The 11942-nt window shown below is 63.0% G+C and carries 14 protein-coding genes; 4 read left to right on the top strand and 10 right to left on the bottom strand.

Features of this window, described 5'->3' with window-relative positions:
- Positions 1-72: 72 nt before the first annotated feature.
- The 4 genes from ACFP9U_RS08290 to ACFP9U_RS08275 form a co-directional block, all read right to left on the bottom strand.
- The gene (locus ACFP9U_RS08290) at positions 73-1314 is read right to left on the bottom strand and encodes an urea ABC transporter substrate-binding protein (protein ID WP_378620506.1); all 1242 of its coding nucleotides are present in this window, start codon (positions 1312-1314) and stop codon (positions 73-75) included.
- Between the two features lie 23 nt (positions 1315-1337).
- A complete protein-coding gene (locus ACFP9U_RS08285) occupies positions 1338-1988 on the bottom strand; it encodes an ANTAR domain-containing response regulator (RefSeq protein ID WP_378620504.1) in 651 nt (216 codons plus the stop codon).
- Positions 1985-3145, bottom strand: coding sequence for a transporter substrate-binding domain-containing protein (locus tag ACFP9U_RS08280; protein WP_378620503.1), 1161 nt, complete (start codon positions 3143-3145; stop codon positions 1985-1987). Before ACFP9U_RS08280 ends, ACFP9U_RS08285 begins: the two co-directional genes overlap by 4 nt.
- A 155-nt stretch (positions 3146-3300) precedes the next feature.
- A complete protein-coding gene (locus ACFP9U_RS08275; protein ID WP_378620501.1) occupies positions 3301-3669 on the bottom strand; it encodes a hypothetical protein in 369 nt (122 codons plus the stop codon).
- 291 nt (positions 3670-3960) lie between these two features.
- Here ACFP9U_RS08275 and ACFP9U_RS08270 point away from each other — a divergent pair, with 291 nt between their 5' ends.
- The 3 genes from ACFP9U_RS08270 to ACFP9U_RS08260 are packed head-to-tail and all read left to right on the top strand — an operon-like array spanning position 3961 to position 5359.
- A complete protein-coding gene (locus ACFP9U_RS08270; RefSeq protein WP_378620500.1) occupies positions 3961-4401 on the top strand; it encodes an Hsp20/alpha crystallin family protein in 441 nt (146 codons plus the stop codon).
- Between the two features lie 19 nt (positions 4402-4420).
- A complete protein-coding gene (locus ACFP9U_RS08265) occupies positions 4421-4825 on the top strand; it encodes an Hsp20/alpha crystallin family protein (RefSeq protein ID WP_378620497.1) in 405 nt (134 codons plus the stop codon).
- A gap of 27 nt (positions 4826-4852) precedes the next feature.
- Positions 4853-5359 (top strand): Hsp20/alpha crystallin family protein, encoded by a 507-nt coding sequence (locus ACFP9U_RS08260; protein WP_378620496.1) that lies wholly within the window; start codon positions 4853-4855, stop codon positions 5357-5359.
- Between the two features lie 191 nt (positions 5360-5550).
- Here the strand turns inward: ACFP9U_RS08260 and ACFP9U_RS08255 are convergent, their stop codons facing one another.
- Genes ACFP9U_RS08255 through ACFP9U_RS08235 form a run of 5 tightly spaced genes read right to left on the bottom strand, consistent with a single transcriptional unit; the run spans position 5551 to position 10609 of the window.
- Entirely contained in the window at positions 5551-6852 is a 1302-nt protein-coding gene (locus ACFP9U_RS08255; RefSeq protein WP_378620494.1) for a TRAP transporter large permease, read from the bottom strand.
- A gap of 3 nt (positions 6853-6855) precedes the next feature.
- On the bottom strand, positions 6856-7323 hold the full coding sequence (locus ACFP9U_RS08250) for a TRAP transporter small permease (RefSeq protein WP_378620493.1): 468 nt from the start codon (positions 7321-7323) through the stop codon (positions 6856-6858).
- A gap of 60 nt (positions 7324-7383) precedes the next feature.
- Positions 7384-8382, bottom strand: coding sequence for a TRAP transporter substrate-binding protein (locus ACFP9U_RS08245; RefSeq protein WP_378620491.1), 999 nt, complete (start codon positions 8380-8382; stop codon positions 7384-7386).
- A 44-nt stretch (positions 8383-8426) separates the two neighbouring features.
- Positions 8427-9737, bottom strand: coding sequence for a phenylacetate--CoA ligase family protein (locus ACFP9U_RS08240; RefSeq protein WP_378620490.1), 1311 nt, complete (start codon positions 9735-9737; stop codon positions 8427-8429).
- Positions 9734-10609, bottom strand: a complete 876-nt coding sequence (locus tag ACFP9U_RS08235) for a citryl-CoA lyase (protein ID WP_378620488.1) — start codon at positions 10607-10609, stop codon at positions 9734-9736. Before ACFP9U_RS08235 ends, ACFP9U_RS08240 begins: the two co-directional genes overlap by 4 nt.
- Before the next feature lie 20 nt (positions 10610-10629).
- Here ACFP9U_RS08235 and ACFP9U_RS08230 point away from each other — a divergent pair, with 20 nt between their 5' ends.
- Entirely contained in the window at positions 10630-11322 is a 693-nt protein-coding gene (locus ACFP9U_RS08230; RefSeq protein ID WP_378620486.1) for a GntR family transcriptional regulator, read from the top strand.
- Between the two features lie 143 nt (positions 11323-11465).
- Here the strand turns inward: ACFP9U_RS08230 and ACFP9U_RS08225 are convergent, their stop codons facing one another.
- Positions 11466-11942: a hypothetical protein gene (locus tag ACFP9U_RS08225; protein ID WP_378620485.1), complete on the bottom strand. Its 477-nt coding sequence runs from the start codon at positions 11940-11942 to the stop codon at positions 11466-11468.

Raw genomic sequence — 11942 nt, 5'->3', positions numbered from 1 at the left:
GACATCGTCCGCAAGCGCGAGATTTGCGCGGCGTGCGCGAACGCATTCACGCACGCCGCCGTGGTGCAAGGCTCACTCGGCCGGTGGCGGGCTGGACGGCGTGTACTGCGCGCTTGGATCGTTCTGCGTCAGGTCGCAGCCGACCTCGCCCAGCCAGTAAGGCTGGATGTTCTCCCAGACCTTCGGGAAGGAAATCGAATGATCCTCACCCACCTTCGCCAGATAGATGGTGTGCGACATGTGCTGGCTCTTGGGATCCAGGCAGACATTGCCGGACGGGCCGTCAAAGCACACGTCACCCTGGGCGATCACCTTGCGCAGGTCCTCTCGATCCGTGGAACCGCCGGTACGCTCGACCATCTGCTTGTAGAGATTGAGCGCAATGTACGAGTTGGCCGCCTCCTGGTTGATATAGGCTTCGTCCGGGAACATCTCGTGGAAACGGGCCTTGAAGTCGTTGCTCGCCCCGCTGTCGACCTCCTCGATGTAGTTCGTGGTGACATACATGTCGGCGAGGCTCGGCGGATTGAAGCGCTTGTGCTCGTAGCCCTGGCCGACATTGACCGAAGAGGCCATCGGCAGTCCGAGATTGGCCGCGGCGGCCTGTTCGTAATAGGAGGCCTGGGCGGTGCCCACGAGAAGCGTCACGACGAAATCCGGATCGGCGTCCTGGATGTTCTGAATGGTTTGGGAGAACTGCGAGACGCCGAGCGGAATGAACTCCTCGCCCACCATTGTGCCGCCCTCCTCCTCCACGATATTGCGCACCCATTCCGCCGAGATCTGACCGAAATTGTAGTCCGCGGCGATCGTATAGACGTTCGATCCGTATTCCTCCATCATCCATGGAACGAGGGTGGAGAACTGCTGCTCGGGCACGGCGCCGGTGATGACCATGTTCGCGTCGCAAACCCCGCCTTCATATTGATTGTTATAGAAGGCAAAGCCGTCGAACTGGTTGAGGATCGGCCTGTAGGCTTCCCGGGATGCGGAGGAGAAGCCGGCGAAGACGACGTCCACCTGGTCGCGCTGCAATATGCGGCGCATGAATTCCTGATAGCGGGTATTGTCGGACTGCGTGTCATAGACGACCAACTCGATCGGGCGGCCGTCGATTCCGCCCGCATTGTTGATCTCCTTGGCCGCCAGCTCGATGGCATGGACCTTGACCGCGGTCGCGGCGGCGAAGTCGCCGGACTGGTCCTCGAGTACGCCCACCTTGATCGCTTCCTGGGTCTGTGCGGTGCCGGCGCCCAGGCACAGAAGGACCGCGCTCACGGCGAGTGGTTGCAAATATGCTTGCTTGACGTTCATTCCTGTTCTCCTCTGGTTCTTTTTTATTTGGCCCGTCCGGACCGTGCGGCGGAAGCGGTGAGCCTCCGGATCGTCTCCACTTGCGTGGTCCCGACGAGGGATTCGCAATAGTCCTCCAGGCTCACGCGGGCCTTCATGCAGGCGCGCCTCAGGATCGCGTAGGCTTCGTCGTCGTCGACGCCGTTCTGGTCCATCACGAGCAAGATCGCCTTCACCACGGAGCGCCGTCCGCGCCGCCGCTGGTCCCGGGCCGCGATCCGGCTTTCCAGATCGTGCCAGCGCAGATATCCGTTCATGCCCATGAAAAGTGCCGAGTAGACCGAGCCCGTGTGCACCGGTTTGCGCAGGAATGCCGTGGCACCGGCATGAATCAGTCCCTTGAGGCGGCTCGGTGCCTCCATCCCCACAATCCCGATGATCGGCGCGGGTGGCAGGTGACCGGCGCGGAACAGGGGCGGATCGAAGGAAAAATCCACATCGCCATCAAGGAAAACGATGTCACGATCGGCCGCCAACTCCGGCAGGGACACCGTGGCGGTCTGCACGCTCGTTCTGGCGACCTCGACGCCCAGACGCTTCAATGCGATGGCGAGAATGTCCGAGACGCCGGCATCCTGCAGAACGAGGTGCGCGCGGGAGCCGCGGAAATTCTGCTGGAGCCTCAAGGCGTTCATGAGACGATCCTCAGATTGGGCCGGCGGGCGACGAGCGTGTAACGCGGGGCAGACTCGATCAGATAGGGGTCGGGTCGCACCGGTCGGCTGCTTTCCAGGATGATGTCGAAGCGCGCCTGCCCATTGGAGCGGCCGATGCGCGGCGTCAGGCAAGCGTGCCGGGAATCGCGATCAATGGAGACCCGGCCCTGCGGCGCAGTGATGGCCGCGCCACCGACAGCCTCCCGCACCGGGTCGATGGCATCGCTCCCGGCGCTGCGAAGCGCGTCAGAGAGCAGCCGGACGGCGATGAAGGTCGCCTCTGCATCCGCCGACATCGTGGGCCCGGCGGGAAAGCGCGCGCGGTAGGCTTCGATGAACCGGGCGTTCGCCGCGCTGTCGATCGTCGAGAAATAGACGCTCGAACTCAGATGCCCGTCAACGGCGTCGGGGCCGATCTCTTCCAACTCAGGTTCGGAAAGGCTGCAACTGGCGACCGGTATCTCGCGCGCCTGGTCGATACCGCGCTTCTGGCATGCGGCGCGGAAGGTGCGGAAGAAATGGTAGGCGCTCGTGCCGATCAGGGTGTTGAAGACGAAGCTCGGACGCGCATCGACGATCTTCTCGATGAGAGGGTCGAAGTCCGTTTCGCCAACGGGCAAATAGCGCTCGGCAATAACCTCGCCGCCATTGGCCAGCAGCGTCTCACGGAGGATGCGGTTGTTCTCCCATGCCCAGATGTAATTCGAGCCGACACAGAAGGCGTGCTTTCCGTACTCCTCGACCAGGTATCTGGTGAGCGGCAGGATGTGCTGGTTCGGTGCGGCACCGGTGTAGACGACATTCGCCGATGCCTCGAAACCCTCGTAGTGGGAGGGGTACCACAAAAGCGCATCGTGCTTCTCGAAGAAGGGGATCACCTCCTTGCGGCTGGACGAGGTATAGCAGCCGACGACGTGGCGGATTCCGTCATTCAGCATCTCGCGGGCAAGGCGGGCATATTCGGCGTTGGCGCCACCCGGGTCGCCCATCACAGGCTCGAGCCTCACCCCGGCTTCCGGTTCCGCATTGACCTGCTCAAGGGCAAGCAGCGCACCGTTTAGCATCGACTGGGCGACCACCGAATACGGACCGGAGGTCGAGAACAGCAGGCCAACTTGGTAACACTTCGGCGCCACGACGGCTTGTCCCCTTATGCGTACCCCGAAACGTAAAAAGCCCGCCGGCAACGCTGCCGCGGGCTTCACTGCCTGTCCCGGAATGCCGAAACGGCATCTGGACATTATCGATTTGACGTTCAGGCGGCGCTTCGAATGAGCAACGCTGCTCGCGCCTAAATAATAGGCTTGCCTAGTTCGCACGCATTGTCAACCCGGAATATAGCCCGGTTCGTCTCGCAATGCGACGCACACGTCCAGCGGGCGATGTCAAACTGCGCCGAGAGTCCATGGCGGCATCGGCAAGGAGCATCCCGCCGCACGCCTGCCGTCATCAGCCGGTCGACCTCCTCGATCGCCATCTGGTCGATGATCTCGGCGTGCACGCGCACGCCTGCCGTGGCCTCCTGAAATGGCGTGGCGACGACATCGCGCAGGCCGACGATCCGCGCACCGCCGCCCGAGAAAGCATCGCGGCTGGTGAGGCCCGTGCCCCACTTGAAAATCGGCGAGGCCTTACCAAATCGATTGCCGCGGGATGCCACTGACGGGTCCCGAGGCAAGAAATGGCGAGTCCGGCCCAAAGGGCGGGCGCTGCACGTCGCTTGGCGACGAAGGGATGTGCGCCTAGCCATTGTTTGTCATCCGGCACGATCCTCCTTCGGGCGCGCCGGTCGTTACCGGGCTCTTCTTTCTCGATGCCTCTGGCTCGGCAGTACTTCTCCGCACCTTAGAATTCCGCAGAGCGCAGCGTCGTACGCTGAGCACGCGCTGGCGTGCGCGGTGCAGATGCGTGCGGACGAAATGCTGTGTTTGAAACAAGGAGGATAGCAACAATGCTGCTGGGACGAACAAGAGGCTTCGACAGGGATCCGTTCGCGGAGGTGCAACGTCTTCAGGAGGATATGAACCGGCTGTTTGCCGATTTCGCCGGCTCTCCTGCGACCAGGCTCTATCCGCCGGTCAATCTCTGGCTCGGCGAGAACAGCGTCGCGGTCACGGCCGAACTGCCGGGGCTGTCGGCCGAGGACGTGGATCTCACCATCCGCGAGGACACGTTGACCATCCGCGGCGAGCGCAAGCCGGCAGACGAGGCGGAGAAGGCAAGCTGGCACCGCCGCGAGCGGCCGCTGGGTGCATTCTCGCGCACCGTCTCGCTCTCCTATCGCGTCGACCCGGACCAGGTACAGGCCCGGTTCCAGAACGGGGTCCTGGAGATCGAGATGCAGCGACCCGAGGTCGACCGGCCGCGCAAGATCCAGATCAGCAAGCACTGAACGGAAGGGAGATGCAGTCATGGCTCAGGAAGTGACCACCACGAGAAAGCGGGAGGTCGCGCGCGACAATGGCGGCGAGCCGAGCCGGCCGACGGCGATCTACCTGCCAAGTACGGATATCTATGAGACCGAGGATCACGTGGTGCTCGTCGCCGACATGCCCGGCGTTGCGCCCGGCGATGTCGACGTCACTCTCGAGCGCCGCGTCCTGACCATCCGCGGCAAGGTGCCGGCGGAAGCTCACGAGGGCTATCGGCGGGTCTACGCGGAGTGCGGCAAAGGCGATTTCGAGCGTGTGTTCACGCTCTCCGAGGAGGTGGACCGCGACCATATCGAAGCCAGCCACAAGAACGGCGTGCTCACTTTGAAGATGCCGAAGGCCGAGACCGCCAAGACCCGCAGGATCGACGTGAAGGCGGCGTAAGAGTTTTGAGATACCAGGAGGTCGAACATGCAGATCAAGGATCTCATTCCCTGGAACCGAACGCGGAGCACCCTCCCGCAAGCGCAGGACGGCGCCGACAATCCGCTTGTGACCCTGCGGCGGGATATCAACCGTGTCTTCGACGAGTTCTGGAACCGGTTCGAGCACTCATCCGGCGCTGCGAACGGCTTCCTCTCCCTCGGGTCCCCGCACACGGACGTATCGGAGACCGACAAGGAGGTCGAGGTCTCGTTCGAATTGCCCGGCATGGATGAAAAGGACATCGACGTCCGCTTGAGCGACGGCGTCCTGACCATCCGGGGCGAGAAGAAGAACGAGCGCGAGGAGAAGAAGAAGGGCTATTACCTGTCCGAGCGCAGCTACGGCGCCTTCTACCGGAATATTCCCCTGCCCGCCGGGGTGGACGCCGAGAAGGCCGAGGCACGGTTCAGGAACGGCGTCCTGACCGTGACCCTGCCCAAGACGCCGGAGGCGCAGGAAAAGGTCCGCAAGATCGAGGTGAAAGCGGCATGACGCAATGCGGGCCCGGCGGCCGGCCGGCTGCCGGGCCCGGCTATGCTTTTCCGATTGACGCCGGGTTTCTTCGACGGTGAGGGCGTAGATGGCAAGGCGTCGGCATCCAAAACCCATCACAGAAGCGGACCTTCGCCGCACCTCCCTTCCAAAGCGAGGCGGTTAGCCGAATGGATCTGTAGCTCTACGCTTCACATCAGCAAATTTGGGAGAAAAAGCGACAGGGCGGGTACCGCCACAAGAAGCGCAATACGCACGAAATCCGCCAGCAGAAAGGGCACGACGCCCGCGGCGACCGTTTCGAAGCGCAGATTCGGCACCGAGCTTGCAATGACGTAGAGGTTCATCCCGAGCGGTGGTGTGATGAGGCCGACCTCGACGACGGAAACGACCAGCACGCCGAACCAGATGGGATCGATTCCCATTTCCTGGACGATCGGGAATACCAACGGCAATGTTATGAGCATCATCGACAGGCTGTCGAGAAAGCATCCCAGGATGATGTAGATCACGAGGATCAGGACGATGACCCCGGTGGCCGAGAGCCCCAGGGTGCCGATCCAGTCCACGATGACGCGGGGCAGCGTGGAGGTTTCGATGAAGAATTGCAGAACCGACGTGCCGATCAGGATCATGAAGAGCATGGCGGTGGTAGAGGCAGTCTCGACCAGCGCGTCGCGTATGACCTGCCGGTTGAGCGAACCGCGCAGCCCGGCGAGGACGATTGCACCGAAAGCTCCGACGCCGGCCCCCTCCGTGGGAGAGAAGATGCCCGCATAGATGCCCCCCATGACGACCAGGAAGAGACCAAGGATCGGGCTCATCATGCGCAGGGCAGCAAGGCGGTTTTCGCCATGAACGCGCTGCATGCGGGGCGCCCAGTCCGGACGAAGCGTGGCGAGAATCGTCACGGTGGCGATGTAGAGAAGGGCTGCAAGCACACCGGGTATCATACCCGCCAGGAACATCCGCCCGATGGACTGCTCGGTCAGAAGGGCGAAGATGACCATGATGATGGAAGGCGGGATCAGGATGCCGAGCGTGCCTCCCGCCGCAAGGGCGCCGGATGTCAGGCGGCGGTCGTAGCCGATCCCGGTCATTTCCGGCACCGCGACACGCGCCATCGTCGCGGCGGTCGCGAGGCTGGAGCCACACACGGCGCCAAACAGGGCGCAGGCGCCGATCGTGGCGGAGGCAAGCCCACCGCGCCAGTGACCTATCAGGGCATGCAGCGCCTGGTAGAGCGAGGCGGAGAGCCCCGCGCGGGAAGCAAAGGCGCCCATCATCACAAAGAGGGGAATGACCGAGAGCGAGTAGCTCGATGACGTCACGAAGGGCTGCGAGCCGAGCACAAAACCCAGGCTGAACCAGCCGTTGATGTAGATGCCTCCGACCACACCCACCACGCCCATGGCGATGGCGACGGGAACGCGGATGGAAATCAGGGCCAGCAGGGCAACGAGGCCGACAACTCCAGTGAGTGGAGCAGACATATGTTATTCCCCGAACACGGCGCGTGCGTATCGGACGACGAGCCATAGATTGGCCAGGGCGGCGACGGCCATGCCCGTGACGAGCGGCAACCAGTAGAAGATCATCGGGATGCCGATGGACTGGCTGCGGTCTCCATAGGCATATTCCCGCATCATCTGCTGGCAGCCGAACCAGGCGACGGCCGCGAGGAATATCAGGGCGAGCAGCGCCGCAACGAGCGCGCAGACGTTCTGCGCCCGCAAAGGCATCCTCGCGGTGAAAACGTCGACCGCGACATGCTCTTCGGCCGCGAAGCCGCGAGGAATGGCGAGCATTGCACCGATCATCGTGCAGAGCGTGACGATGTCGGTCAGCCCATACACCGTCATGCCGCTGAAGGAACGAAGGATGATGTCGGTCACGGTAAGAAAGACGGCGACGAGAAAAGCCGACGTTCCAGCAAGGGCAAGTGCGAGCGAGATTCGTTTCATGTCATCAGATCTCAGCGTTCGAACGGGGTGACGAAACCGGTTCCGTCACCCCGTTCGATGTCACTCGCAGTCCTTCACCGCGTCGAGAATGGCGGCATAGGTGGTCTCGGCCTTCTTGACATCCATATCGGATTCGTTCGCCAGGTAATTGTCGATCACCGGCTGGAGCCGCTGACGCCATGCCTCCCGATCCTCGTCGGACATCGGAACAATCTCGTTGCCCGCTGCCCTGGCCATCTCGACGGCCTCCTGATCGGTCTCGTGCCACCAGCGGCCCCAGTTCGAGAACACCTCGTCGCTGACCTCGTCGATGACCTGCCGCACGTCCTCGGGCAGGCTGTCGAACCTGCGCTGGTTGAACACGATGTACATTGCGACCGGATTGATGGCCGCGTCCAAATGATAGCCAAGCACCTCGTGCAGCTTGAAGGCGCCGACAGGACCCCAGGGCATGATGTTGCCGTCGATGACGCCGCGCTCGACGCTCTCGTAGATTTCGGTGGGCGGCATGCCGACCGGGACTGCCCCGATCTCCTCGAGCATGGCCGTGATTGCCGAAGTGGGTGTACGGATACGCAGGCCCTTGAGATCGTCGAGTGTCTTGATCGGTTTCGACGTATGCGCGCCGCTCGGTTCCGTGACGGTCAGGTACAGCACGTGCGTATCGGGATAGTCGGAGGACATCTCGTCCTTCATCGCCATCATGGCGCAGGTACCGATCTCGGAATTGGGTACGGTGAAGGGGAGTTCCACAAGCACCGATTTCGGATGCCGTCCGCGCGGAATGGAAGGGATGCCCACGGAGACGTCGACCACGCCGGTGCGCGCCTGATCGAACTGCTTGGTCGCGTCACCGAGAGCCGACCCGGCGGGGAAGAGCGTGAAGTGGACGCGCCCGCCGGTGCGCTTCTCGATCTCATCGGCCCAGGGCTGCATGGCCATGGTGTTGATGAAATGCGTCGAGGGGAACATCGAGGACATCTTGAGTTCGTACTCTGCCGCCGCCGCGCCTGTTACCGCGCCGGAGACCATCGCCAGGGCGATCATCAGGTTCTTCATTGGTTTCCTCCTCCATGAATGCCTTGCGTCGCGAGGCGCTCGGTTCATGCGCTCCTGTCGACGAGTTTCGATTTGTAGTCCGTGCGCGGCAGCGTTCCGAACGGCACGAGTTCCACCGCGCTGGTAAAAATCAGCTTGTCCCGGATGCGCTGACGAATGCGCTCCGCAAGACCGTCTTCCCCCGCGACGCCTTCGTTGAGTTCCACGCGGATTTGAAGGGGCGGCTCCTGTTTGACGCCGGCCTGGCCGGGCCGGATCGAGATGACACCAGTCACGTCCGGGGCGAATTCCGACACGACCTCGCGCACCGCCGTCGGGAAGACGTTCACACCCCGCACGATGAGCATGTCGTCGGTCCGCCCGATGCAGCGAACGCGCGGCGCGGTGCGCCCGCAACTGCAGGTGCCGGTACGGATCACGACGTGGTCGCGGCTCCGGAAGCGCAGGATCGGCGCGGCGCGATGGCGCAGATGCGTGTAGACCAGTTCGCCCTCGGCCCCGTCCTCGATCAGCAGCACGTCTCCGGTCTCCGGATCGATCAGTTCGAAATGAACGTAGCCGCGGCCGGAGAAATGCATTCCGTCCTGCGCCTCGCACTCACCCCAGAGGGATACGGAGACGTCGCCGATGCCCATGGCCTCGGTCACTTTGGCCCCCCAGGCTTCCTCGATGCGGGCGCGCAGCGTCGGCTCTCCGCCGCCGGGTTCTCCGGCGACGAGGATGCGCTTCACGCTCGATGCCTTCAGGTCGATGCCGCGCGCTTCGCCCCATTCGGCGAGATGGAGCGCGTAGGAGGGTGTGCAGGCGAGTGCGTCCGGCGCGAGAAGTTGAACCGCCGCCATCAGGCGCTCGGTGTTTCCCGCGCCAACCGGGATATGGGTCAGCCCCAGTGCCGCGAAGGCATCGAGCGTGACACCGGCCACGAAGGGTCCTGCATTGTAGGTGGAGACCAGCCGGGCACCACGACCGATTCCCGAAGCCGAATATGAGCGCGACGATATCTCGACCCAGTCGGCGACATCGGCGGCGGTCAGCGGGATATAGCTCGGAGTGCCCGTGGTGCCGCTGGTGGAGTAGATACGCACGATCTGCTCGCGCGGCACGGCCAGATGCCCGCCGATGGAATTTTCGGCAGTCCGGCTTTCCCGCAACGCGTCCTTGGTCGTGAAAGGCAAGGCCGAGATGGCGTCGAGCCCGCCCACGCTGGCCGCATCGGCAAAACCTGCAGCGGTCAGTTTCTCGCGATAGAAGGGCGCGTTCTCGAACAGGTAGGCGATCTGGGCGCGGTAGGCATCGTCGTCCAGGGCCTGTTGTTCGCCCCAATCCCGGGTTTCGGAGACCGGATCCCGCATCATGCAAGCTTTTCCTCGTAGCTGATTGCCTCTTCGGCGTGATGCGCCATCAGGAACCCGATCGGGGTCTCCTTCTCCTCGGCCAGATGCGCCAGAAGGCTTGCCGTGCGGGCGAGGATCGGCACGCCCTTCAGGATCGCGGCCGGAAAATCGAGATCCAGCAGCACGGCAGCGATCATCATCGAAACGTTCATCGTGAGCGGCTTGCCCCAGACCTCGTGGACTGCGGAGTGCGTGCGCCGCGCGAGGTCGACATAGGGTCCCGCCACCCCATGCTGTTCCGCCAGTTCAAGAATGCGCTCAGTGCGTGGGTCGACCGGCTTATGAACCGGGTGACCAAATCCCGGGATCTTGAGCCCGGCGTCTCTGATCCCGCGAACATGCGCTTTCAGGGCGGCATCCTTGTCCGCGGCGCTTTCGGTCGTCGACCGTGCTTGTTGCAGGTACTGCCCGCAGGCTTCCGCCGTGCCAAGTATCACGGAGCCGCATCCCAGGATGCCGGCGGCGACGGCCGCTTGCAGACAGCCGGGTTCGGCCGCGAGCGTCATGCGAGCCACCTGGTTGGTGGGCACCAGCCCGTGCTCGGCAATGGCGACGAGCAGCAGGTCGAGAAAGAATTCTTGTTCCTTCGTAGGCGCCTGGCCGGTGGAAAGGAGAAAGAAGTAGGAGCTGAAGGAGACGTGGCCCATGAGATCCCGCGTCAGATCCTTGCCCCGCACGGTGATCGACGCAGCATCGGCTGTGCTGATCGACGTCGTCGCGCTGCCACGTTTTCCAATCATGCAGCCCCTCCCTTGGTCGCCATCAATATTGTCGGACAATCTTGTTGTTGTCAATCGACGGCGTTGCGGATAATTTGAAGCCGAAGCAATCAAGACAGTCTGGAGGCGTTCTGGTGCAGGTGGTTGGCGAGACCGAAAGGAGCCCGCGCGGGGTCAAGGGCGAGCGCGTGACCGATGCGGTTCGCCTGGCAATCCAGAGCGGACGCTACGTCCCGGGTCAGCGTCTCGTCGAGGCAGACCTGACGGCGGAACTGGGAGTGAGCCGCAGCCTGCTGCGCGAGGCGTTTCGGCTCCTCTCCGCCGAAGGGCTCATCGAGATCGTTCCGAATCGCGGAGCACTCGTGCGGCGGCTTACGCGAACCGAAACATTCGAACTTTTCCAGATCCGCATCGAGCTCGAGGCTCTGGCTGCGCGCCTGGCTGCGGAGAATGCGCAGGATTTGGTCGTTCGCAGCACGTTCGAGAAGGAGGTGGCGCCGATCTGGGCGGCAGAGATACGCCTGTCCGCATCAGCCTACCTCTCCGAAAACGAGCGCTTTCACGCGGCCGTCTTCAGCGCCGCTGGCAACAGTGCGCTCGAACAACTCAACCGGCAACTTCAGTTGTCGCTGATCATGGCGCAGATCGCGACGTCAATGACGCCCGACACGATCGATGCGTCGATCTACGAACACCGCGCAATCGCGCGAGCCATCCTCGATGGCGACCTGACTGCCGCCGACAACGCTGCCCGCGCCCACATCAGCCGCGCGCGCGATTTCGTGCTGGGGATGCCTGATCAGGTGTTTCGAGCCGAGAGCGCTTGATTTCCAGACATCCTGTCTTGACGATGCGTTGCCGCCGAATTGCGCTCGTGATCGTGGGTGATCTCCGCAGTGCGAAGCCGCCACTCTAAGCGGAAGCCCGGTGACAGCCGCTTCTCACCGAAGCGGCTGTCACAAGTTCTTCCTTAGAGGAACAGGTCGGCCACGATCGCCGATCCCACATATGTGCCGGTCATCACGAGAACCGCGACGATAAAGAGCTTCCAACCCGAGGACCTGGCGATCTCGATCTCGCGACGGGCGATGGCGATGCCGGCATAGGCCAGGCAGGGGGTTGCGAGCGTCAGGAAGTTCACGTGGCTGACTTTCTCCAGCAGCCACGCGCTGCCTGGCGTCCAGGGCAAAGTCACCACGATGCCCACCAGCGAGATCCACGCGACCGAGGGAAGCCCCACCGGTACGATATTGGTCAGGACCAGCCCCAGGATGGCGATCACATAAAGGATCGCCAAACCAACCAGCCCCTGCATGACCGTGGCATCGGTCGCCACCGTATTGCCGACCAGCGCGATCAGACAGACGGCGATCAGCAGTACCGCGTGCTGAGCCAGATCGGGCTTTGCCTCTGCTTCGAAATCAACGGGGAGTTCAGCATTGCTCAT

Source organism: Nitratireductor sp. GCM10026969 (genome assembly GCF_042660605.1).
GTDB lineage: Bacteria > Pseudomonadota > Alphaproteobacteria > Rhizobiales > Rhizobiaceae > Chelativorans.
This window is presented reverse-complemented; position numbering and strand designations above follow the sequence as displayed.

Excerpts from the sequence above, each read along its gene's own strand:
- ACFP9U_RS08290 (WP_378620506.1), bottom strand. The coding sequence starts at position 1,314 with ATGAACGTCAAGCAAGCATATTTGCAACCACTCGCCGTGAGCGCGGTC.
- ACFP9U_RS08285 (WP_378620504.1), bottom strand. The coding sequence starts at position 1,988 with ATGAACGCCTTGAGGCTCCAGCAGAATTTCCGCGGCTCCCGCGCGCAC.
- ACFP9U_RS08270 (WP_378620500.1), top strand. The coding sequence starts at position 3,961 with ATGCTGCTGGGACGAACAAGAGGCTTCGACAGGGATCCGTTCGCGGAG.
- ACFP9U_RS08265 (WP_378620497.1), top strand. The coding sequence starts at position 4,421 with ATGGCTCAGGAAGTGACCACCACGAGAAAGCGGGAGGTCGCGCGCGAC.
- ACFP9U_RS08260 (WP_378620496.1), top strand. The coding sequence starts at position 4,853 with ATGCAGATCAAGGATCTCATTCCCTGGAACCGAACGCGGAGCACCCTC.
- ACFP9U_RS08255 (WP_378620494.1), bottom strand. The coding sequence starts at position 6,852 with ATGTCTGCTCCACTCACTGGAGTTGTCGGCCTCGTTGCCCTGCTGGCC.
- ACFP9U_RS08250 (WP_378620493.1), bottom strand. The coding sequence starts at position 7,323 with ATGAAACGAATCTCGCTCGCACTTGCCCTTGCTGGAACGTCGGCTTTT.
- ACFP9U_RS08245 (WP_378620491.1), bottom strand. The coding sequence starts at position 8,382 with ATGAAGAACCTGATGATCGCCCTGGCGATGGTCTCCGGCGCGGTAACA.
- ACFP9U_RS08240 (WP_378620490.1), bottom strand. The coding sequence starts at position 9,737 with ATGATGCGGGATCCGGTCTCCGAAACCCGGGATTGGGGCGAACAACAG.
- ACFP9U_RS08225 (WP_378620485.1), bottom strand. The coding sequence starts at position 11,942 with ATGAGCAATGCTGAACTCCCCGTTGATTTCGAAGCAGAGGCAAAGCCC.